Source organism: Dankookia rubra (assembly GCF_004355005.1).
Lineage (GTDB): Bacteria > Pseudomonadota > Alphaproteobacteria > Acetobacterales > Acetobacteraceae > Paracraurococcus > Paracraurococcus ruber_A.
The window spans coordinates 209,022-229,159 of sequence record NZ_SMSJ01000003.1 but is presented as its reverse complement, the minus strand read 5'-3'; the positions used below and the strand labels follow the sequence as shown (position 1 = coordinate 229,159).

The 20,138-nt window shown below is 73.5% G+C and carries 22 protein-coding genes; 18 read left to right on the top strand and 4 right to left on the bottom strand.

Annotated features, from left to right (window positions below; genetic code table 11):
• Positions 1–6: 6 nt before the first annotated feature.
• The 3 genes from E2C06_RS04165 to E2C06_RS04155 all read left to right on the top strand — a co-directional run bounded on the left by E2C06_RS04165 (position 7) and on the right by E2C06_RS04155 (position 2,627).
• Positions 7–768 carry an SDR family NAD(P)-dependent oxidoreductase gene (locus E2C06_RS04165; protein ID WP_133287301.1) on the top strand — a complete coding sequence of 254 codons (762 nt, stop codon included), beginning with the start codon at positions 7–9 and terminating at the stop codon, positions 766–768.
• A 14-nt stretch (positions 769–782) separates the two neighbouring features.
• A complete protein-coding gene (locus E2C06_RS04160) occupies positions 783–1,964 on the top strand; it encodes an MFS transporter (RefSeq protein ID WP_133287300.1) in 1,182 nt (393 codons plus the stop codon).
• A gap of 141 nt (positions 1,965–2,105) precedes the next feature.
• On the top strand, positions 2,106–2,627 hold the full coding sequence (locus E2C06_RS04155; protein ID WP_133287299.1) for a hypothetical protein: 522 nt from the start codon (positions 2,106–2,108) through the stop codon (positions 2,625–2,627).
• 15 nt (positions 2,628–2,642) lie between these two features.
• Here E2C06_RS04155 and E2C06_RS04150 read toward each other — a convergent pair whose 3' ends face one another.
• Both E2C06_RS04150 and E2C06_RS04145 read right to left on the bottom strand, forming a co-directional pair.
• The gene (locus E2C06_RS04150) at positions 2,643–3,869 is read right to left on the bottom strand and encodes a CaiB/BaiF CoA transferase family protein (RefSeq protein ID WP_133287298.1); all 1,227 of its coding nucleotides are present in this window, start codon (positions 3,867–3,869) and stop codon (positions 2,643–2,645) included.
• Entirely contained in the window at positions 3,866–4,825 is a 960-nt protein-coding gene (locus tag E2C06_RS04145) for a hydroxymethylglutaryl-CoA lyase (protein WP_133287297.1), read from the bottom strand. Before E2C06_RS04145 ends, E2C06_RS04150 begins: the two co-directional genes overlap by 4 nt.
• 150 nt (positions 4,826–4,975) lie before the next feature.
• Between E2C06_RS04145 and E2C06_RS04140 the strand changes: the two genes are divergently transcribed.
• The 3 genes from E2C06_RS04140 to E2C06_RS04130 all read left to right on the top strand — a co-directional run bounded on the left by E2C06_RS04140 (position 4,976) and on the right by E2C06_RS04130 (position 7,561).
• On the top strand, positions 4,976–5,782 hold the full coding sequence (locus tag E2C06_RS04140; protein ID WP_133287296.1) for an enoyl-CoA hydratase/isomerase family protein: 807 nt from the start codon (positions 4,976–4,978) through the stop codon (positions 5,780–5,782).
• Positions 5,783–5,899: 117 nt separating this feature from the next.
• Positions 5,900–7,006 (top strand): NAD(P)/FAD-dependent oxidoreductase, encoded by a 1,107-nt coding sequence (locus tag E2C06_RS04135; protein WP_133287295.1) that lies wholly within the window; start codon positions 5,900–5,902, stop codon positions 7,004–7,006.
• Positions 7,007–7,267: 261 nt separating this feature from the next.
• On the top strand, positions 7,268–7,561 hold the full coding sequence (locus E2C06_RS04130; protein WP_133287294.1) for a hypothetical protein: 294 nt from the start codon (positions 7,268–7,270) through the stop codon (positions 7,559–7,561).
• A 133-nt stretch (positions 7,562–7,694) separates the two neighbouring features.
• Here E2C06_RS04130 and E2C06_RS04125 read toward each other — a convergent pair whose 3' ends face one another.
• Entirely contained in the window at positions 7,695–8,519 is an 825-nt protein-coding gene (locus E2C06_RS04125; RefSeq protein WP_456305169.1) for a substrate-binding domain-containing protein, read from the bottom strand.
• 85 nt (positions 8,520–8,604) lie between these two features.
• Here E2C06_RS04125 and E2C06_RS04120 point away from each other — a divergent pair, with 85 nt between their 5' ends.
• Positions 8,605–9,486: a helix-turn-helix transcriptional regulator gene (locus E2C06_RS04120; protein ID WP_165982203.1), complete on the top strand. Its 882-nt coding sequence runs from the start codon at positions 8,605–8,607 to the stop codon at positions 9,484–9,486.
• A 3-nt stretch (positions 9,487–9,489) separates the two neighbouring features.
• Here the strand turns inward: E2C06_RS04120 and E2C06_RS40200 are convergent, their stop codons facing one another.
• Positions 9,490–9,624 carry a hypothetical protein gene (locus E2C06_RS40200; RefSeq protein ID WP_277751784.1) on the bottom strand — a complete coding sequence of 45 codons (135 nt, stop codon included), beginning with the start codon at positions 9,622–9,624 and terminating at the stop codon, positions 9,490–9,492.
• A 347-nt stretch (positions 9,625–9,971) separates the two neighbouring features.
• Between E2C06_RS40200 and E2C06_RS04115 the strand changes: the two genes are divergently transcribed.
• The 11 genes from E2C06_RS04115 to E2C06_RS04070 all read left to right on the top strand — a co-directional run bounded on the left by E2C06_RS04115 (position 9,972) and on the right by E2C06_RS04070 (position 20,111).
• Positions 9,972–10,721 (top strand): sugar transferase, encoded by a 750-nt coding sequence (locus E2C06_RS04115; protein WP_241671108.1) that lies wholly within the window; start codon positions 9,972–9,974, stop codon positions 10,719–10,721.
• 124 nt (positions 10,722–10,845) lie between these two features.
• Positions 10,846–12,366 (top strand): flippase, encoded by a 1,521-nt coding sequence (locus E2C06_RS04110; protein WP_165982202.1) that lies wholly within the window; start codon positions 10,846–10,848, stop codon positions 12,364–12,366.
• A complete protein-coding gene (locus E2C06_RS04105) occupies positions 12,366–13,445 on the top strand; it encodes a glycosyltransferase family 4 protein (protein ID WP_133287291.1) in 1,080 nt (359 codons plus the stop codon). The genes E2C06_RS04110 and E2C06_RS04105 overlap by 1 nt, the downstream gene beginning before the upstream one ends.
• The gene (locus tag E2C06_RS04100; RefSeq protein ID WP_133287290.1) at positions 13,442–14,560 is read left to right on the top strand and encodes a glycosyltransferase; all 1,119 of its coding nucleotides are present in this window, start codon (positions 13,442–13,444) and stop codon (positions 14,558–14,560) included. The genes E2C06_RS04105 and E2C06_RS04100 overlap by 4 nt, the downstream gene beginning before the upstream one ends.
• Complete coding sequence (locus E2C06_RS04095) at positions 14,557–15,429, top strand: glycosyltransferase family 2 protein (RefSeq protein WP_133287289.1); 873 nt, start codon at positions 14,557–14,559, stop codon at positions 15,427–15,429. Before E2C06_RS04100 ends, E2C06_RS04095 begins: the two co-directional genes overlap by 4 nt.
• A 2-nt stretch (positions 15,430–15,431) precedes the next feature.
• A complete protein-coding gene (locus tag E2C06_RS04090) occupies positions 15,432–16,295 on the top strand; it encodes a glycosyltransferase family 2 protein (protein ID WP_133287288.1) in 864 nt (287 codons plus the stop codon).
• A gap of 3 nt (positions 16,296–16,298) precedes the next feature.
• Complete coding sequence (locus tag E2C06_RS04085) at positions 16,299–17,096, top strand: YdcF family protein (protein ID WP_206664424.1); 798 nt, start codon at positions 16,299–16,301, stop codon at positions 17,094–17,096.
• 76 nt (positions 17,097–17,172) lie between these two features.
• Positions 17,173–17,796, top strand: coding sequence for a sigma-70 family RNA polymerase sigma factor (locus tag E2C06_RS04080; RefSeq protein WP_206664423.1), 624 nt, complete (start codon positions 17,173–17,175; stop codon positions 17,794–17,796).
• Positions 17,793–18,215, top strand: coding sequence for a hypothetical protein (locus tag E2C06_RS37370; RefSeq protein ID WP_165982201.1), 423 nt, complete (start codon positions 17,793–17,795; stop codon positions 18,213–18,215). The genes E2C06_RS04080 and E2C06_RS37370 overlap by 4 nt, the downstream gene beginning before the upstream one ends.
• Before the next feature lie 47 nt (positions 18,216–18,262).
• Positions 18,263–18,676, top strand: coding sequence for a periplasmic heavy metal sensor (locus E2C06_RS04075; protein ID WP_165982200.1), 414 nt, complete (start codon positions 18,263–18,265; stop codon positions 18,674–18,676).
• 7 nt (positions 18,677–18,683) lie between these two features.
• Positions 18,684–20,111: an efflux transporter outer membrane subunit gene (locus E2C06_RS04070; RefSeq protein WP_133287286.1), complete on the top strand. Its 1,428-nt coding sequence runs from the start codon at positions 18,684–18,686 to the stop codon at positions 20,109–20,111.
• Positions 20,112–20,138: the final 27 nt, after the last annotated feature.

The following is a 20,138-nucleotide window of genomic DNA, read 5'->3' as shown; positions in this document are numbered from 1 at the left end:
AGCGGGATGGAACTCACGGGCATCGCAGCCCTCGTCACCGGCGGCGGCTCCGGGCTCGGCGCCGCGACCGCCGAGGCGCTCGCGGCGGCCGGGGCCAGGGTGGTGGTTCTCGACATGCGGGCCGAGGCGGCCGAGGCCGTCGCCGGCCGGATCGGCGGCGTCGCCGCGGCGGGCGACGTGGCCGACCCGGCGGCGGTGGGCGCGGCGCTGGATGCGGCGGCGAAGCTCGGGCCGATCCGCCTCGCGGTCTCCTGCGCCGGCATCGCGCCGCCGGCCCGCGTCGTCGGCCGCGACGGGCCGCACGACCTGGCGCTGTTCGAGAAGGTCATCCGCGTCAACCTGATCGGCACCTTCAACGTGCTGCGGCTGGCGGCCGAGCGGATGCAGGCGGGGCAGCCGGCGGGGCCCGACGGAGAGCGCGGGCTGATCATCAACACCGCCTCGATCGCCGCCTATGAGGGCCAGTTCGGCCAATGCGCCTATGCCGCCAGCAAGGCCGGCGTGGTTGGCCTGGCCCTGCCGGCGGCGCGGGAGCTGGCGCGAAGCGGCATCCGGGTGATGACCATCGCGCCCGGGCTGATGGAGACGCCGATGCTGGCCGGCCTGCCCGACCCGGCGCGCGACGCCCTGCTGAAGCTGCCGCTCTTCCCGAAGCGGCTGGGCGAGGCCGGGGATTTCGCCCGGCTGGTGCTGGCGATCGCCGGCAACTCGATGCTGAACGGAGAGGCCATCCGGCTCGACGGCGCGCTGCGGCTGCCGCCGCAATAGCGGCTGGCCGCGCCATGCTCGGCGGGCTCGGCGCGGCGCTGGCGGCGACCACCGCGGCGCAGGCGCTGGCGACGCTGACCGTCTTCCTGCTGCCGGTCCTGGCGCCGATCGCCGCGCGCGACCTCGGCGCCGCGCCGCACTGGATCGGCTGGCAGGTGGCCTGCGTCTACCTCGCGGCCAGCGCCACCTCGATGCTTTCGGCCGGGGCGCTGCGGCGCTTCGGTTCGGCCCGCTGCACCCAGCTGGCGCTGGCGGCGGCCGGGCTCGCCTGCCTCGGCGTGCTGGCCGCGGGGCTGGCCGGGGCGGTGCTGGGATCCTTCCTCATCGGCTTCGGCTATGGCCTGACCAATCCGGCGGCGACCGAGGTGCTGGCCCGGCTGGCCCCGGCAAAGCGGCGCAACATGGTCTTCGCGGTGAAGCAGACCGGGGTGCCGATCGGCGGTGCCCTGGCCGGGCTGCTGCTGCCCTCGCTCGCCGACCGGGTCGGCTGGCGCGGCGCGGTGCTGGCGGTGGCGGCGCTGCTGCTGCTCGCGGCGCTGGCCTTCGGCGTCTTCCACCGCCCCTGGGCGGCCGAGCGCGATCCGGCGGCGTCGCTCGGAGCCGGCGCTGGCGGCGGCTGGCGGGCGCTGCGCGACCAGCCAGGCATGGCCGGGCTAGCCACCATCTCGGCGCTCTACTCCGGTTTCCAGCTGGCGCTCGGCGCCTACACGGTGACGATGCTCGTCGAGGAATTCGGCTGGACCCCGGTGGCGGCCGGTGCCGTCGCGGCGGTGACCCAGGCGACGGGCGCGCTGGCCCGGCTGGGCTGGGGGCTGGTCGCCGATGCCTGGGGCGACGGCATGCGGACCCTGGCGGCGATCGGCGCCGTCACCCTCGCTGGCGGCCTGCTGCTGCCCTTCGCCATGACCTGGCCGGAGGCCGCGGTGGTCGGGCTCTTCGGCCTGCTGGGCGGCAGCGCCGCAGGCTGGAACGGGGTGCTGATGGCCGAGGCCGCGCGGCTGGCGGCGCCGGGCCGCGCCGGGGAAGCGGCGGGCGGGGTGCTGGCGGTCGCCTTCGCCGGCGTGGTGGTCGGCCCCTCACTGCTCGGGGTGCTGATCGGCGCGGCGGGATCCTATGCGACCGGCTTCGCCCTGCTGGCCCTGCTGCCGGCCCTGGGCGTGGCGATCGCCTGGCGGAACTCGCGCCTCGGCCGCTGAATTTTCCGGCCCGTCAGGAAGCGTTAAACAAACTGTGCGCAAGAGCACATTCACTAAATTGTGAACATTGGTATGTTTGATGCTGCAGGGGCGGCGCCGGTCTGCAGCGCCGCCCCGCCCCATAGCCGAAGGGAGACGCGCATGGCTGATCATCGCTTCGACGACGCCAACGCCCCGCGCCGCCGCCGCGGTCCGCCGCCGCGCCTCTACGTCCTCCTCCCGACGCCGCGGGTTCCCTGGCTGCGGGTGCGCCGCCTGGGCGAGCCCGACCGCGCCGCGCTGCTGGCACATCTCGGCCGGCTCGCCGCAGCCGCACCGCCCGGCGACCGCCCCGCGGTCGACGCGGCCGGGATCGCCGCGCTCTGCGCAGGGCTCGACTTCGGCCGCGTGGTCGTCCAGGGCGCCTTCGCCGGGAACGCGGTGATCGCCGCCGCCTGCGGGCTGCCGGGGCTGGAGATCGTGGCGACCGAGGAGCCTGTCTATCGCGGCCGCGACCTCGGCGCGATGCTGGCCGCGCAGGTCGTCGAAGCCGGGCCGGGCAGGATCGCCATGACCCTCTGCCCCGGCGATTCGGAGCCGGCCCTGCTGCGGCTGCTCCGGTCGCTCGGCACCGGGGCGGAGCAGGCCGCCGCGGCGGCGCCGGACCTCGCGCAAATCGCCTGAGGGGGGGCGCGTCGGTCAGGCCTCGGGCGGCGGCTCCGTCGCCATCACCACGCCGGCGGCCGAGAGCGCGGTGATCTCGGCGGCGGCATAGCCGGCCTCGGCCAGCACCTCGGCATTGTGCTCGCCCATCCGCGGCGGCTGCCGGCGCAGGGTGACGCGGCCGCGCCCCTCGCCGAACTCGAGCGGCAGCGCCGGCAGCCCGACCTGCGCGCCGCCGCCGAGCGCCGAGATGGCGGTCTGCAGCAAGCCGCCGCCGGCCAGCAAATGCGGGTCCTCGAACAGGTCGGCCGGCTTGCCGACCGGAGCCCAGGAAATCCCGGCCCCCTCGCAGAGCGCCTCGACCTCCGCCTGCGGCAGCCGGCCGACCACCGCCTGCAGCGCCGGCAGCAGCCAGGACCTCTCCTTTGCCCGCTGCGCATTGGTCGCCAGCCGCGCATCCGCCGCCAGGTCATCCAGGCCGAAGGCGCGGGTGAAGCGGGCCCATTGCTGGTCGCTGGTGACGCCGATGAAGAGCTCGCCGTCGGTCGCCTCGAAGACGTCGTAGATCCCCCAGGCGCCGCGCCGCGCCGGCATCGGCGGCGGCGCCTCGCCGGTCGCGGCGGCGCCGGCCATGTGGCTGCCCATCAGGAAGACCGCGCTCTCGAACAGGGATGAGCAGACCCGCTGCCCCTGCCCGGTCGCGTCGCGCTCCCGCAGCGCCGCCAGCGTAGCGGTCACGCCGAAGACCGCGCCGAGGATGTCGATGACCGAGGCGCCGGCGCGGAGCGGCCGGCCGGGCGGGCCGGTCATGTAGGCGAGGCCGGACTGGAATTGCACGACCTCGTCGAGCGCCGGGCGGTGCTCATAGGGGCCGGCGAGGAAGCCCTTCAGCGCCAGGTAGACCAGGCGCGGGTTCACCGCCCGAAGCTGTTCCCAGCCGCAGCCGAGGCGCTCCATGGTGCCCGGGCCGTAATTCTCCAGCACAATGTCGGCCTGCGCCACCAGCCGGTGCGCGGCGGCCTGCCCCTCGGCCGATTTCAGGTCGAGCGCGAGGCTGCGCTTGTTGCGGTTGAAGGTGGCGAAGAAGCCGGAGGCGAAGCCGGGCAGCCGCCGGGTGTGGTCGCCGGCCGGGGCGGGCTCGACCTTCACGACATCGGCGCCGAGGTCGGCCAGCAGCAGCCCGGCGCAGGGTCCCATGATGGTGTGGCTGAACTCGAGGACCCTGAGGCCCCGCAACGGCTGCGGCCCGGCTTCGGCGCTCATGCCGCCTTCCGGCGGAAGGCGTCGAGGCTGCCGGCGCGGAGCAACTCGGAGGGCAACTGGTGGCCGACGATGCGCTCGGCCAGCCGGCCCACCTCGATCAGCGCGTCGAGGTCGATGCCGGTGGCGATGCCCATCTCCTCGCAGAGCAGGGCCAGCTCCTCGGTGCAGATATTGCCCGCCGCGCCTTTCTGCCCGGCGAAGGGACAGCCGCCCAGGCCACCGACCGTGCTGTCGAACCTGGTAACGCCGAGCCGCAGCCCGGCATGCGCGTTGGCGACCGCCAGGCCGCGCGTGTCGTGCAGGTGCAGGCCGATGCGCATCCCCGGCCAGCGCTCGCGCACCGCGGCGACGCCGCGCTCGATCCGGATCGGCGTCGCCCAGCCCATGGTGTCGGCCAGCGAGATGTCGGTGATGGCGACGCCGGCCTCGGCGGCGACGGCCAGCCCGTCCGCAACCGTCTGCACCACCTGGGCCGGGGTGATATCGCCCTGGTAGTTGCAGCCGAAGGCGGCCATGACGCCGAGCCGCGTCACCGGCACGCCGGCGGCGAGGTGCGCCGCGGTCTGCTTCCGCATCGCCTCCAGGTTCTCGGCATGGCCGCGGTTGAGGTTCTTGCGGGAGAAGGCGTCGGAGGCCGCCAGCGAGATCGACCCGGTCGTCGTCAGCCGGTCCTTGAACGCCAATGCCCGCCGCAACCCGTTCTCGTTGAACCAGAGCGCGGTGTAGTGGACACCCGGCCGCGGCGCGAAGCCGCCCGCCACCGCCTCGGCATCCGCCCAGCCGGGGACGAGCCTGGTATTCACGAAGGAGCAGACCTGGATGTGGCGCAGCCCGGTCGCCGCCAGCGCCTCGATCAGCGCGACCTTGTCGGCGGTCGGGATCGGCCCGGGCTCGATCTGGAAGCCCTCGCGCGGGCCTTCCTCATGGATGTCGACATGGCTCGGGAGATCGGACACGGGCGCCCTCCGCTGGCGGGATTTGGCCGCGAGAGTGGCGCGGCGCCGGAAAGGGCGCCAGGGGGTCGTCCCGCGTATTCGCCGACGCTCCACCTTGCCCGCCGCGCGCCCGCCCGGCACAAGGCGGGGAAGCCAGGAGGAGACCAAGCGATGAGCGCTGCCGTGAAGACCCGGGACGAGGGCAGCCTGCCGACGCTCGCCATCTCCGGCAGCCGCGCCACGCTGCACCTGAACCGCCCTGAGGTGATGAACCGCGTCCAGCCCGAGGACATCGTCCGCATCCTCGCCCTGCTGGCCGAGGTCGAGTCGAACCCGGATATCCGCGTGCTCGTCGTCTCGTCCACCGGCAAGGCCTTCTCGGCCGGGGCGCACCTGCACGGCATGGCGCAGCAGGCCGCCGCCGGCGGCATCAAGGACACCCCGGGCGCCACCTTCGAGGACATGATCAACCAGCTTGAGATGCTGATGATCCCGACCATCGCCCGGCTGCATGGCGGGGTCTATGGCGGCAGCACCGACCTGGCGCTGGCCTGCGACTTCCGCGTCGGCGTCACCCCGGCGACCGTGATGTTCATGCCGGCGGCGCGGATCGGCGTGCATTATTACGAAAGCGGGCTGCGGCGCTACGTCTCCCGCCTCGGCTTCAACAATGCCAAGCGGCTGTTCATGCTGGCGGAGGAGCAGAGCGCCGAGGAGCTGCTGCGGATCGGCTACCTGACCGACCTGGTCGCCCCGGGCGAGCTCGACGCGCGGATCGACGCCATCGCCGGCCGGCTCGGCGAGCTGGCGCCCCTGGCGGTGCAGGGCGCCAAGCGGGCGATCAACGAGATCGGCCACCAGGCGCTCGACGTCCCGGCGCTGGAAGCGCGGATGAAGGTGGCGAAGGACAGCGCGGATATCCGCGAGGGGCTGGCCGCCTTCCGGGAGAAGCGGAAGCCGGTCTTCACGGGGCGCTGAGCGGAGCGTCGGTGCCACTCGCCCCCGCGGCGTGTGTGGGCCCGGCCCGGCGATGACGTGGCGCCGGTGACGTCGCCGAAGGGCGCACCAGATATCCGCCAGTCAGGCGAGGAAACGATGGACAAATTCGATTGTGTCGTGGTCGGCGCCGGGGTTGTCGGTCTCGCGGTGGCCCGCGCCCTGGCGCTTGCGGGGCGCGAGGTGCTGGTGCTCGACGCCGCCGAGGGGATCGGCACCGAGACCTCCTCGCGCAACTCGGAGGTCATCCATGCCGGCATCTACTACCCCGCCGGCAGCTTGATGGCGCGAGCCTGCGTCGAGGGCAAGCACCGGCTCTACGACTATTGCCGGGAGCGCGGCATCCCGCACGCCAATTGCGGCAAGCTGATCGTCGCCACCGACGAGGCCGAGGCCGACAAGCTCGGCTCCATCCAGGCCCGCGCCGCCGCCAATGGCGTGCCCGACCTGACCCGGCTGACGCGCGACGAGGCCTTGGGGCTCGAGCCGGAGCTGCATTGCACCGCGGCGCTGCTCTCGCCCTCGACAGGCATCATCGACAGCCACGCCTACATGCTGTCCCTGCAGGGGGATGCCGGGAATGCCGGTGCGGTCTTCGTCTTCCACGCCCCCGTGCTGGGCGGGCGGGTGACGGAAGACGGCGTCGTCATCCAGGTCGGCGGCGATGAGCCGATGGCGCTGCGCTGCCGCAGCCTGGTGAACGCCGCCGGGCTGCACGCGCCGAAGCTGGCGCGCAGCCTGCAAGGCATGCCGAGCCAGCTGGTGCCCACCGCCTATTACGCCAAGGGCAACTACTTCACCCTGACCGGGCGCAACCCCTTCTCCCGCCTCATCTACCCGGTGCCGGTGCCGGGCGGGCTCGGCACCCACCTGACCATCGACCTCGGCGGCCAGGCGCGCTTCGGGCCCGATGTCGAATGGGTGCAGGAGATCGACTACGAGGTCGACCCGCGCCGCGGCGACAGCTTCTACGCCGCCATCCGCCGCTACTGGCCGGCGCTGAAGGATGGCGTCCTGGCGCCCGGCTACAGCGGGATCCGCCCGAAGATCGTCCCGCCCGGCGCGCCGGGGCAGGATTTCACCATCATGGGGTCCGCCGCGCACGGGGTGCCGGGGCTGGTGCACCTGTTCGGGATCGAAAGCCCCGGGCTCACCGCCTCGCTCGCCCTGGGCGATATGGTGCGGGATGTCGTCGTGGCTGGATGAAAGCCGGGGCAGGAAGGAAGGCCTGGCCTGCGGCCCCTGGCAGCGAGGCGCCGGATGGCCTCCGGCGGCCGCGGGGTAGGAAGGTGGAGCCCGCATGCGCTTGTTACGCATGCTTGAGGCGAAGCTCGCGTAAACGTCAGAAAACCGCCGAAAAGATGCGAAAACAGACCTATATTCGCCATGTGTTTGTCATATGGTGCGGCAATACTCCACCGGACAGGTTCGAAGCGTCGGACCGGGTGACCGCACAGGAATAAGCACGTGGCGCAGGGCCTTGATTTTCTTACTTATCTGACGGGCGAGCCGGGGCCCGGGGTTACCTCGCCGCGGGTCGGCGATGCGGTCGAGCTGCGGATGCTGAGCGGCGGCCAGGCGGTCGGTGCCTTCTCCGCTGCCGGCCAATGCCTGGGCCGGCTGCCCCCCGCCGAGCGCAACGCCTTCGCCGAGCTAGTGTCCAAGGGTCGGCTCTCCTATCCCGGCCGCATCTCCGCGCTGGTCCCCCGGCCGCGCCTGCAGGGCGCCGGGCGGATCCATATCCGGGTCAGCGCCGGCTGACGCGCGGCGACCGGGCCAGAGGCTCGGCTCGGGCGGCAGGACAGGTCGGAACGCGCCGGGCTCCCCGCGCCAGGATCGACATGCACCGCGATCGGTGACGCCGGCAGTCCGGAGGCCCGGCCGCTGCCTTGCCTCAGGTGCCCGGGCGGCCGGCATTGGGGAAGAAGAGCGATTCCCCCTCGATCCGGTAGGCGGCGATTGCCGCCTGGCCCGGCGGGCCGACCAGCCAGGCGACGAAGCGCTCCGCCTCGGCCGATTTCACATGCGGGTGCCGGGCCGGGCTCACCGCGATCACGCCATACTGATTGAACAGCCGCCGGTCGCCCTCGACCAAGACCCGGAGGTCCTGGCGGTTGCGAAAGGCCAGCCAGGTACCGCGATCAGCCAGCAGGTAGGCCCTCTGCGCCGCCGCGGCATTGAGCGCCGGGCCCATCCCCTGCCCCACCTCCCGGTACCAGGCGCCGCGCCCGGCCGCGGCGTCGATCCCGGCGAGATGCCAGAGCCGCAGCTCCGCCGCATGTGTGCCGCTGCGGTCGCCGCGGGAAACGAAGGGCACGCCAGCGGCGGCGATCCGCCGCAGCGCCGCGGCACTGTCCCGCAAGCCGGCGATGCCGGCCGGGTCGGCGGCCGGGCCGATGACGACGAAGTCGTTGTACATCACCGCGTGGCGCGGCCCGCCCCAGCCCTCCGCGACGAAGGCCTCCTCGGCCGCCCGGTCGTGCACCAGCAGCACATCCGCGTCGCCGCGCCGGCCGACATCCAGCGCCTGCCCGGTCCCGAGCGCCACCACGCGCACGCCGATCCCGGTCGCGGCGGTGAAGGCCGGCAGCAGGTGCGCGAAGAGGCCCGACTGCTCGGTGCTGGTCGTCGAGGCTAGGGTGATGAAGCGTTCCTGCGCCGCCGCCGGCAGGGCGGGCAGCAGGAGCAGGAGGACGAGCAGGCCGTGGCGCATGGTCATGCCGCCCAGATGCGGCCGCCAGCCAGCCGCGACAACGCCGGCGGCGCTTGACCCCGCGGCGTTTCCTGCCGGAATTTGCCGCCCGATGCCGGACGTCCTGACCCTGCGCGAGGCTGCCGCTTGGCTGCGCCTCTCCGAACGATCGCTCTACGAGCTGGCCCGCCAGCGCCGGGTGCCGGCAGCGCAGCTCGGCGGCAAGTGGCTCTTTCCCCGCGCCCTGCTGGAACGCTGGCTTGCTGGCCAGGCCGACCCGCCCGGCATCGCTTGCGGCATCGCCCCGCCCGCCATCCTGGCCGGCAGCCATGACCCGCTGCTTGACTGGGCGGTTCGGCAATCCGGCTGTGGCCTGGCGCTGCGCGGCGGCGGCAGCCTGGACGGGCTGGAGGCCCTGGCCCGCGGCGAGGCCGCAGTCGCCGCCAGCCATCTGATCGACCCCGATACCGGCGCCTTCAATGAGCCGGCGGTGCGCACGGCGCTCGCCGGCCGCGGTGCGGTCGGACTGGTCTGGGCTTGGCGCGAGCAGGGACTGATCGTCCGGCCGGGCAATCCGCTCGGCCTTGGCAGCGTCGCCGACCTGGCCCGGCCCGGGCTTGCGGTGATCGGCCGGCAGAGCCGCGCCGGCAGTCATGCGTTGCTGCTCCACCTGCTGGCGGAAGCCGAGCTGCGGCTCGACGATGTCGGCTTCCTGCCCGCGCCGGCCATGGCCGAGGATGAGGTGGCGGCAGCGGTGGCGGATGGCCGCGCCGCGGCCGGCTTCGGCATCCGTGCCGCCGCCGCGGCCCGAGGCCTCGGCTTCGTTCCGCTGCTGCGGGAACGCTTCGACCTGGTGATGGACCGGAGGACCTATTTCGAGCCGCCGATGCAGGCGCTTCTCGGCTTCGCCGGCGACCCGGCCTTCGCGGCCCGCGCCGCTCGGATGGGCGGCTACGACACCCGGGGGACGGGGAGCGTCGCCTTCAACCTCTGACCATCAACACAGGGTCCAGACGCTCAGGGTGAGGCCGACCCAGAGGACCGAGGACAGCATCGCCGCCAGCAGGATACCCCGGGCGGCGGCATCGGGCGGGGCCGTGTCAGCCGGTCCCGGGAACGACATCAATTGCATGACGCGGTCTCCGCTCGTTGGCCGAGTCTCCCTCTCATCCCCTGCGCATCCGGGAATGCCACGGTGAGGCGCCTGGCCCGGTGCGCCGGGTCTCGTCGAAAGCTCTACAGGACATGGGCTTATAAAACTGTGAACGCCCTGCCAGCGCCTTCCACACCCAGGTTAGGTCGCTGACTTGTGCGCCGCCACAATCCGGCCGCAAGCGCGTCGCAATCCGGCACCTCCCTTGGGGCACAAGACGTCTATCCGGAAGCGAACCGGCCGTTCGGCCAGCCCGCCTTCGGTCGGATTTGGACATGCCAGCCGCGGCCGCCCGGCCGCCTGGTACGAGGAAGGGTCAGGCCGCCATGCTTGGCGTTGATGTCTACGAGCCGATGATCTCCAAGGTTCCCGGCCCGGGTCTGGGACATGCCAGCCTGGGACATGCCAGCCTGGCACATCCCGGCCTGGCCATGCGGCGGGGTGCGACGGCCCGGCCGGCCGGCTTCGGGCCGTGGTTGAAGCGCGGGCTCGACATCCTCGGCGCCGGCCTGCTGCTGCTGCTGACTGCCCCGGCCTTCGCGCTGATCGCGCTGCAGGTCAGGGCGGATGGCGGCCCGGTCTTCTATGCCCACGAACGGGTCGGCCGCGGCGGCCGCCGCTTCGGCTGCCTGAAGTTCCGCTCCATGGTCACCGACTCGCAGGCCCGCCTTGCCACGCTGCTGGACGCCGACCCAGCCGCCCGGGCGGAATGGGAGGCGACCCGCAAGCTGCGCGACGACCCGCGCATCACCCGCATCGGCCGCCTCCTGCGCGCCACCAGCCTCGACGAGCTGCCGCAGCTGATCAACGTGCTGCGCGGCGAGATGAGCCTGGTCGGCCCCCGCCCGGTGGTCGCCGCCGAACTGGCGTCGCACTACGGCACGGCGGCGGAACACTACCTTTCGGTGCGTCCCGGCATCACCGGGCTCTGGCAGATCAGCGGCCGCAGCGAAACCAGCTACGACACGCGGGTCGCGCTCGACACCCAGTATGCCACCAACCCGTCGATCTGGACCGACCTCCGCATCCTGCTGCGGACCCCCGTGGTCGTCCTGTCGCGCCGCGGCGCCTATTGATCCGGGGCGCCTGACCCGCGGCTATTGACCTTGGCGGACGGGGCTGCCACGCCCCGCCCACCCTCCGTTTGGCATGGACCCTCGGCCCGCCCCCCTGGCCCGGCCCCGCGCCGGAAAGGTATCGATGGACCACCCAGAAGCCCGCACCCAGGCGCGCGCGATGATTACGGGGATCGCCTGGAACGCCGCCGGCCGTGGCCTGCCGCTGATCCTCGCCCTGCTGCTCACGCCGTTCCTCGTGCACCAGCTCGGCCTGGAACGCTGGGGCCTCTTCACCTTGGCGCTGGCGCTGGTGGGCGTCTTCGGGGTCTTCGATTTCGGCGTCGGCCAGGCGCTGACCCGGGCCCTGTCGGAACGCATCGGCGCGGGGCGCGGCGAGGAAGCCGCCGGCTTGGTCGGCGCGGCGCTGGCCTGGCTCGCCGGGTTGAGCCTGCTGGTAGCCGCCGGCCTCTGGCTCGGCGTGCCGCTGCTGGTCGAGCGTGTGCTGAACGTGCCCGCGGCGCTGCAGCCGCAGGCGATCGCCGCGATGCGGGTGCTGGCCGCGGCGGCGCCGCTGGTGGTGCTGAACGCCGCGCTCTGGGGCGTGCTGGCGGCCTATCAACGCTTCCGCGCCGCCAACCTGGCGACGATCCCGGTCAATGTCTTCTACTACCTCGGCCCGGTCCTGGTCCTGCTGGTCTGGGACGACCTGATGGCGGTGATGCTGACGCTGGTCGCGGTGCGGCTGGCCAATACGATCTCCTACCTCTTCCTGCTGCGCGACCTGGTGCGCCGGGTGCTGGCGACGCCGCTGCGGCTTGGCCTGGTGCTGCCGCTGCTGCGGCTCGGCGGCTGGATGACCTTTTCCGGCCTGCTGGTGCAGGCGCTGCTCTACGCCGACCGCTTCCTGATCGGCGCGCTGCTCTCGCTCGCCGCCGTCGCCTGGTACGCCACCCCGCTCGATCTCGTGCTGCGCGTCTGGATGGTGCCGGTCGCGGTGTCGCAGACCCTGCTGCCGGCCTTCGCCTCGGCCTATGCCACGCTGCCGCAGCAGACCGTCGCCCTGCTGCGTCGCGGCAGCCTGCTGGTGATGGGCCTCGTGCTGCCGATCGCGCTGGTGCTGGCCGGAGCCGGCGACCGCATCCTCGGCCTCTGGCTCGGGCCGGAATTCGCCTCCGGCGGCGGGCTGGTGCTGCGGATCCTCGGCGTCGGGATCTATTTTTCCTGCCTCGCCTACGTGCCCGGCGCGCTGATCGACGCGATCGGCCGGCCCGACCTGACGGCGCGCTTCGCGCTGCTCCAGGCTGTGGTCTACCTGCCGCTCGCAGCGCTGCTGCTGGTTTGGCAAGGGATCGAGGGCGCCGCCCTCGCCTGGACGCTGCGGTGCCTGGTCGACTGCCTGGGCCGGTTCTGGCTCGCCACGCGGATCTACCCGCTGGCGCGGGAGGCAGCGATGCGGCTGGTGCCGGCCCTGGCCGTCGCCGGGGCCGGCTTGGCGCTCCTGCCCGCCATGGCCTCGTCCCCGGCGATGCTCGCGGTCGGACTGCTGGCGCTCGGCAGCTTCGCCGGGCTCGCCCTCCGCTCGCTCGACCCGGGCGAGCGCGGCAGGATCCGCGACCGGCTGCGGCATCCGGGCGGGCTGCTGCGCCTCGGCGGGGCCGGCTGATGCCGCTGGCGATCAATGGCCGCTTCCTCGGCCAGCGGGTGACCGGGGTGCAGCGCTTCGCCACCGAGATCTGCCGCGAGCTCGACGCCCTGGCCGGCGCCTTCCGGTTGGCCGATGCGAGGCTGTTGCGGCCGGCCGGCGGGCCGCCCTCCCCCTTTCTCCACCTGCCGGAGGACGCCTCCGCCCTGCTGCGGGGCCAAGCCTGGGAACAATCCGAGCTGCCTCTGCGCGCTCGCGGCCGCACCCTGGTCAACCTTGGCAATACCGCGCCGCTCGCCGCCGGGCGGAGGCAGCTCGTGGTCATCCACGATGCCGGCGCCTTCGACACGCCGGAAAGCTATTCCACCGCCTTCCGTGCCTGGTACCGCGCGCTGCACCTGGCGCTGCCGCGGGTCGAAGCGCGGATCGTCACCGTCTCGAAATTCTCGCGCGGGCGGATCGCGCATCACCTGAAGCTCGACCCTGCCCGCATCGGCGTCATGCCGGAAGGCGCCGAGCATATCCTGCGCGCGCCGGCCGCATCCGAGGTGCTGGCGCGCAACGGCCTCGCCCCGGGCCGCTACGCGCTGGTGGTCGGCAACCCGGCGGCGCACAAGAACCTGGCGACGCTGGCGGAATGCGCCGGGCTGCTCGGCCGGCATGGCTGCGTGCTGGCGGTGGCCGGCGCGGCCGACCCGGCGGTGTTCCGCCAGGGGAGCGCCCCGACGACCAGCGAGTCGGTGCGGGCGCTGGGCCGGGTCAGCGATGCCGAGCTGCGGGCGCTGTACGAATCGGCGATCTGCCTGCTCTTCCCCTCCCGCTACGAGGGCTTCGGCCTGCCGCCGCTGGAGGCCATGGCCTGCGGCTGCCCGGTGATCGCCGCCGCCGCCGGGGCGGTGCCCGAGGTCTGCGGCGAGGCGGCGCTCTGGTTCGACACCGACGGGCCGCGCCGCCTGCCGGACATGCTCGCCCGCCTGCTGGAGGAAGAAGGCCTGTACGACACCCTGCGCGCCCGAGGCCTCGACCGGGCCGCGCGCTACACTTGGCGCGGCGCCGCCGAGCGGCTGCTGGAGCTGCTGCCCGAGGAGCGCGGCGCGTGAAGGTCGCGATCATCCACGAATGGCTGGAAAGCTATGCCGGCTCCGAGCGCGTGGTGGAGCAGCTTCTGGAGATCTGGCCGGACGCCGATCTCTTCGCCGTCTGCGACGTGCTGCCGGACACCGAGCGCGGCTTCCTGCGCGGCCGGCCGGTCCGCACCAGCTTCATCCAGCGGCTGCCCTTCGCCCGCAGGCACTTCCGGAAGTATCTCGGCCTGATGCCGATCGCGGTCGAGCAGTTCGACCTGGCCGGCTATGATCTGGTCGTCTCCTCCAACCACGCCGTCGCTAAGGGCGTCATCACCGGGCCGGGCCAGCTACATGTCAGCTACGTCCACAGCCCGATGCGCTATGCCTGGGACCTGCAGCACCAGTACCTGCGGCAGGCCGGGCTCGAGCGCGGGCCGATGTCGCTCTATACCCGCTGGCTGCTGCACAGGATGCGTCACTGGGACCGGTCATCGGCCGCCGGCGTGGATAGCATCGTCGCCAATAGCCGCTACATCGCCGAGCGGGTGGAGAAGGTCTGGCGCCGCCCTGCCGCAGTTATTCACCCGCCGGTCGACGTCGAGGGCTTTCCGCTGGGCGAGGCACGGGAGGGGCATTACCTCATCGCCGCCCGCATGGTGCCCTACAAGCGGGTCGAGCTGGTGGTGGAGGCCTTCCGCGCCATGCCGCAGCGCCGGCTGGTGGTCTGCGGCGACGGCCCCGGCGCCGCCCTGGTGCGGCAGGCCGCCGCCGGGGTGCCCAACATCACCCTGCGCGGCCGGGTGCCGCAGGACGAGCTGGTGCGGCTGACTCGCACCGCCCGTGCCTTTGTCTATGCCGCCGAGGAGGATTTCGGCATCGGCATGGTCGAGGCGCAGGCCTGCGGCACGCCGCTGATCGCCTATGGCCGCGGCGGCTCGCGCGACATCGTCCGGCCGGAGACCGGCATCCTCTTCCCCGAGCAGAGCACGGCCGCGATCGCCGCGGCGGTCGAGCGCTTCGAGGCGCTGTCGCCCGCCATCGACCCGGCGGCCTGCCGGGCGAACGCGCTGCGCTTTTCGGCCGCCACCTTCCGCGAGCGGTTCCGCCGCCATGTCGAGGGGCTGCTCGCGGAGTGCGCGGCGGCATGAAGGTCAGCCTGATCGTGGCGACGCGCGGCCGCGACCGCGAGCTGGACGCGTTGTTCGAAAGCCTGGCGGCGCAGGGCCAGCCGGATCTCGAGGTGATCGTCGTGGACCAGAATGCCGACGACCGCCTGGCGCCGGTGATGGCCGCCTGGCGCGACCGGCTGCCGCTGCGCTGGGAGCGCACGACGCGGGCGCATGCCAACCACGCGCGCAACCTCGGCCTCGCCCTGGCGCGGGGCGACATCGTCGGCTTCCCGGACGACGACTGCACCGTCCCGCCCGGCCTGCTGGCGCGCGTGCTCGACGGCTTCGCCGCCGAGCCGGCGTTGGCGATCCTGACCGGCCCGGCCGCCTCGCCGGAGGGCGGGCTCGGCTCCGGCCGCTGGCGCGCGGATGCCGGCCCGATCGATGCGGCCAATGTCTGGACCAGCGTCATCGAGTTCAACCTTTTCCTCCGGCGGGAGGTCGCGCTGCGGCTCGGCGGCTTCGACGAGCGGCTCGGCCCCGGCACGCCGCTCGGCTCGACCGAGGGCAACGACCTGGTGCTGCGCGCCCTCCGCGCCGGGCATGCCGCGCGCTACGACCCGGCGCAGCGGATCGTGCATCCCGACAAGCGGCTGACCCCGGTCGCGGTGGAGCGCGCCGCGCTCTATGCCCGCGGCATGGGCTTCGTGCTGCGGCGGCATGCGGTGCCGGCCGGCGTCTGGCTGCCCTTCATGGTGCGGCCGCTCGGCGGCATCCTGGTCAGTGCGCTGCGCGGCCGGTGGCTGGCCGCCCGCTACTACGCGGCGACGCTGCGCGGCCGGCTGGAGGGCTTCCTGACGCCGGACGCGCCGGCGGGCCTGCCCTTGCCCGCGCTGGCGGAGGGCTGACCATGCGCCTCGCCATCGGCATCGCCACGCGCGGCCGCGCCGCCATCCTGGCCGAGACCCTGGCCGAGCTCGACCGGCAGACCCGTCGGCCCGACCGCATCATCGTCTGCCACGTGACGCCGGAGGATATCGGCCCGCCGCACCCGGGGGTCGACTACCTGCTCTCCCCGGCCGGGCTGCCGCGGCAGCGCAATGCCATCCTCGACGCTGCGGCGGAGTGCGACCTGGTGCTCTTCCTCGACGACGACTTCCTGCCGGGGCCCGGCTATTGCGCGGTGACCGAGGCGGTGTTCACCGCCCGGCCGGACTGCGTCGTCACCACCGGCACCGTGCTGGCCGACGGCGCCAATGCGCCGGGCTATTCACCGGCCGAAGGCCGGGCGATCCTGGCGCGGGATCGCTATGACGGCGACCCGCTGGCCGTCGCGCCGCACTTCAACGGTTATGGCTGCAACATGGCCGTCCGGCTGGAGGTGGTGCGCCGGCACGGCATCCGGGTCGATGAGGCCCTGCCGCTCTATGCCTGGTACGAGGATATCGACTTCACCCGCCTGCTCGGCCGGCATGGCGCGATCCTGCGGCTGGCCGGCGCCCGCGGCGTGCATCTCGGCACCAAGCTGGGGCGGACGCCGGGACGCCGGCTCGGCTATTCGCAGGTGGCCAACTCGGTCTACCTCGCCCGCAAGGGCACCTATCCCTGGTCGCATGCGCTGCCGAGCCTGCTGCGCCACACGCTGAAGAACGCCGTCCGCGCGCCCTGGCCGGAGCCCTGGGCGGACCGCTTCGGCCGCCTCCGCGGCAACCTGCTTGCCCTGGCCGATTGGGCGCGTGGCCGGATCTCGCCCGGCCGGGTGCTGGAGCTCTAGCCCGTGCAGGACATCGCCTTCGTCGTCTCGAAGCTGCTCTGGTGGCCGCTGCGGCCGGGCACGGCAGCGATCCTGCTTGGCCTGCTCGGCCTCGGGCTGCTCTGGCGTGGCCGGCGCTGGGGGCGCTGGCCGGCGCTGGCCGGGATCGGCTTCCTCGGCCTGCTGGCGCTGCTGCCGCTCGACCAGCCGGTGCTGCGGCCGCTGGAGGACCGCTTCCCCCGCCCAACCGTGGAGCCCGCCCATATCGACGGCATCGTCGTGCTCGGCGGCGCGGTTGAGCAGCGGCTGACCGAGGCGCGCGGCCTGCCGGCGCTGAACGGGGCGGCCGAGCGGATGACCGAGCCCGTCGCGCTGCTGCGCCGCCATCCCGAGGCGCGGCTGGTCTTCACCGGCGGCACCGCCAGCCTGGCGCCCGGTGCGCTGAGCGAGGCCGACGTGGCGCGGCAACTCTGGTCCGACCTCGGCGTACCGCCCGAGCGGATGGCCTTCGAGCAGGAATCGCGCAACACCCACGAGAATGCGGTGAACACGTTCCGTCTGGTCGGGCCGAAGCCTGGGGAGACCTGGCTGCTGGTGACCTCTGCCAGCCACATGCCGCGCAGCATGGGGGTTTTCCGCAAGGCCGGCTGGCAGATCACCGCCTGGCCGGTGAACTACCGCACCGGGTCAGGCAGCGGGATCTGGCTGGAGGTCTCCTTCCCCGTCCGGCTGCAGGAATTCGAATGGGGAACCAGGGAGTGGATCGGCCTCGTCGCCTACTGGCTGATGGGCCGCACGGACGCGCTTTTTCCGGCGCCGTGATCGGCCGCGTTGCGGCCGCGCGCCTGGGCGGCGCGTGGGTTCGGCCCATGCCGTGCGTACCATGCCGCACCAGCCGATGCCGATCGCCCTCGTCCTTCCCCGCCTGCCGCAGGCGGCTTCGCCCGATGCCCCCGGCAGGCCCGCCGGGCTGATGACGCACGCGGCCGCGTCCGATGCCGAGTTGATGCGCGGGGCCGCCGCGGGCGACCGTGCGGCCTTCGGCCTGCTGGTCGAGCGCCATGGCGAGCGGGCGCTGCGGGTGGCGCTGCGGGTGTTGGGCGACGGCGCCGAGGCCGAGGAGGTGGCGCAGGAGGCCTTCCTGCGCGCCTGGCAGGCCGCTGCCAGCTTCGATCCGGACCGGGCGCAGTTCACCACCTGGCTGCACCGCATCACGCTGAACCTGGCAATCGACCGCACCCGCCGTCGCGGCAGCGCGCCGGCGGCCGGCGAGGCGGCGCTCGCGGCGCTGCCCGATCCGGGCCCCGGCCCCGAGGCCAGTGCCGCCGCGGCGGAGGACCGCGCTGCGCTGGCCGCCGCCCTGGCCCGGTTGCCGGCGCGCCAGCGCGCCGCCATCGCCCTGGCCTATGAGGAAGGGCTGAGCGGCGCCGAGGCGGCCGCTGCCCTCGATGTTTCGGAACGGGCGCTGGAAGGCCTGCTGCGCCGCGCCCGGCTGATGCTGCGGAGGATCCTGTCGCCATGACGCCCGCCCGCTTTGCCCGCCTGCTCGATGCCCATGGTCCGCATCCGGACGGCTGGCCGGCCGGCCAGCGCGCCGGCGCCGCCGGCCTGCTCGCCGTTTCGGCGGAGGCGCGGGCGCTGCTGGAGACGGCTCGCGGGCTCGACGCCCGGCTTGAGAAGGACCTCGCGCAACCCTCGCCGGAGGCCGTCGCCCGGCTGCGCCTGGCGGTGGCCCGGCGGATCGCCCGCAGCCCCTTACCCGCTCTGCCCGGCCGCTGGCCGCGGTTGCGGGAATGGCTTCGCCCCGCCGTGCCGGCCGGCTGGGGCGCGCTGGCCGCCATGGCAACCTGCGCGCTCTGGCTCAGCCTCTCGGCCGGCCCCGCGGTGGGCGACCCGCTGGCGCCGCTGCAGACCCTGCCGATCGCGGAGGACCCGCTCTGATCACCCGGTCTGTCACTTGGCCCGTCGCCTGGCCGTCCGGCCGCGCCATGCTGGCCGCGGTCCTCGGCGCCTCGCTGGTCGTCAACCTCGTCCTAGCCGGCCTGCTGCTCACCCGTCCGGCGGCGCAGGAGCATCGCGGGCGGGGGCTCGACCGCATGGTGAACCGGATCGAGGCGGCGCTGCCGGCCGAGGACCGGCCGAAATTCCGCGCGGTCCTGGACGCCGAGCGGCCGGACTACGCGCAGCAACTGGCCGCGCTGCGGGCCGCCGGCCAGGCGGTGGATGCCGCCATGGCGCGCGACCCCTTCGATGCCGCGGCGCTGCGGGCGGCGCTGGCGGAATGGTCGGCGCGCTGGGCCGACTTCAACAATGCCTTCACCGGAACGATGGTGCATGCCATGCAGGCGGTCTCCCCGGCCGGCAGGGCGCAGATCGCCGCCGCACGGCAGCAGGGACGATAGGAGAGACATGGCGTCTGCCACCTCGCGCCGCGCGGCCCTGCTGGCCGCCGCGGCGCTGCTGCCCGGCTGCACCTGGCTGACCCCGCCCGCCACCTCCTCCGGGATCGGCCTGCCGGACCGGCTGGCGGCCAGCGACCCGGCCCTGGCGGCGAATTGGCCCGACCCCGCCTGGTGGCGCGGCTTCCGCTCCGCCGAGCTCGACGGGCTGATGGCGGAAGCCATGCTGGCCAATACCGACATCGCCGGCGCCGCCGCCCGGGTGCGGCAGGCGGATGCGCAGCTCCGCATCGCCGGCGCCACGCTGCTGCCGACGCTGGACGGCTCGGCGCAGGCGCTGCGGTCGCAGACCGGCAGCGTCAACACCGCCAGCATCACCGGCCTGACCAGCCGCCGGGTCCGAGTGACCTCCAGCAACCGCGCCCTGCTCTCGGCCAGCTACGAGGTGGATTTCTGGGGCAAGAACCGCTCCCAGGTGGAGGCCGCGCAGCAATCCGCCTTCGCCAGCCGCTTCGATGTCGGCACGGTGACGCTGACCACCCAGGCCTCCGTCGCCAATACCTATTTCGCCATGCTCGGGGCGCAGGAAAGGCTGGCGATCCAGCAGCAGAATCTGGAGATCGCCCAGCGCGTGCTGCGGGTGATCCGCGACCGGGTCGCGGTCGGCACCGGCACCGGGCTGGAACTGGCGCAGCAGGAAACCGTGGTGGCGCAGCAACAGGCGCAGGTCCCGCCGCTGGTGCAGGAGGTCGAGACCAACCGGAACTCGCTCGGCACCCTGGTCGCCCGGCCGCCGCAGGGGATCGTGCTGCGCGGCGGCACCTTCAACAAGCTCGATGTCCCGCGGGTGACCCCCGGCCTGCCGGCCGAGGTGCTGGCCCGCCGGCCGGACGTACTCAATGCCGAGGCGACGCTGGCGGCGGCCAATGCCAATATCGTCGTGGCGCGGGCGCAGCTGCTGCCCTCCGTCACCCTGACCGGCTCCGGCGGCTATGCCAGCCTGGCGCTCGAGACGCTGACCCGGCCGCAGAGCCTGATCTTCAACCTGGCGGCCGGGCTGACCCAGCCGATCTTCCGCGGCGGCGCCCTGCGCGGCCAGGTCCAGCTGACCGAGGCGCAGGCCGAGGAGCTGCTGGCGACCTACCGCTTCGCCATCCTCAACGCCCTGGTCGATACCGAGAATTCCCTGGTCGCGCTGCGCCAGACCACCGAGCAGGAGACGCTCCAGGCCAATGCGGTGCGGATGGCCGAGCGCGCCTATGCGATCAGCGAAGCGCAACTGCGGGCCGGGACCATCGATATCGTGACCCTGCTAATCACCCAGCAGCAGCTGTTCTCGGCGCGCAATTCGCTGGTGCAGGCCCGGCTGGCCCGGCTGCAGGCGGCGGTCGGGCTGTTCCGGGCGCTCGGTGGCGGCTGGGGCACCCCGACAGCGTGACACGCTTCGTCACCCGAACGGCGTATG

Coding starts and splice junctions, on each gene's coding strand:
- E2C06_RS37370 (WP_165982201.1), top strand. CDS start 17,793: ATGACGCCCGCCCGCTTTGCCCGCCTGCTCGATGCCCATGGTCCGCAT.
- E2C06_RS40200 (WP_277751784.1), bottom strand. CDS start 9,624: ATGCAATTGATGTCGTTCCCGGGACCGGCTGACACGGCCCCGCCCGAT.
- E2C06_RS04095 (WP_133287289.1), top strand. CDS start 14,557: ATGAAGGTCAGCCTGATCGTGGCGACGCGCGGCCGCGACCGCGAGCTG.
- E2C06_RS04120 (WP_165982203.1), top strand. CDS start 8,605: ATGCCGGACGTCCTGACCCTGCGCGAGGCTGCCGCTTGGCTGCGCCTC.
- E2C06_RS04080 (WP_206664423.1), top strand. CDS start 17,173: ATGCCGATCGCCCTCGTCCTTCCCCGCCTGCCGCAGGCGGCTTCGCCC.
- E2C06_RS04070 (WP_133287286.1), top strand. CDS start 18,684: ATGGCGTCTGCCACCTCGCGCCGCGCGGCCCTGCTGGCCGCCGCGGCG.
- E2C06_RS04075 (WP_165982200.1), top strand. CDS start 18,263: ATGCTGGCCGCGGTCCTCGGCGCCTCGCTGGTCGTCAACCTCGTCCTA.
- E2C06_RS04110 (WP_165982202.1), top strand. CDS start 10,846: ATGGACCACCCAGAAGCCCGCACCCAGGCGCGCGCGATGATTACGGGG.
- E2C06_RS04155 (WP_133287299.1), top strand. CDS start 2,106: ATGGCTGATCATCGCTTCGACGACGCCAACGCCCCGCGCCGCCGCCGC.
- E2C06_RS04135 (WP_133287295.1), top strand. CDS start 5,900: ATGGACAAATTCGATTGTGTCGTGGTCGGCGCCGGGGTTGTCGGTCTC.
- E2C06_RS04090 (WP_133287288.1), top strand. CDS start 15,432: ATGCGCCTCGCCATCGGCATCGCCACGCGCGGCCGCGCCGCCATCCTG.
- E2C06_RS04160 (WP_133287300.1), top strand. CDS start 783: ATGCTCGGCGGGCTCGGCGCGGCGCTGGCGGCGACCACCGCGGCGCAG.
- E2C06_RS04165 (WP_133287301.1), top strand. CDS start 7: ATGGAACTCACGGGCATCGCAGCCCTCGTCACCGGCGGCGGCTCCGGG.
- E2C06_RS04125 (WP_456305169.1), bottom strand. CDS start 8,519: ATGACCATGCGCCACGGCCTGCTCGTCCTCCTGCTCCTGCTGCCCGCC.
- E2C06_RS04115 (WP_241671108.1), top strand. CDS start 9,972: ATGCTTGGCGTTGATGTCTACGAGCCGATGATCTCCAAGGTTCCCGGC.
- E2C06_RS04150 (WP_133287298.1), bottom strand. CDS start 3,869: ATGAGCGCCGAAGCCGGGCCGCAGCCGTTGCGGGGCCTCAGGGTCCTC.
- E2C06_RS04140 (WP_133287296.1), top strand. CDS start 4,976: ATGAGCGCTGCCGTGAAGACCCGGGACGAGGGCAGCCTGCCGACGCTC.
- E2C06_RS04105 (WP_133287291.1), top strand. CDS start 12,366: ATGCCGCTGGCGATCAATGGCCGCTTCCTCGGCCAGCGGGTGACCGGG.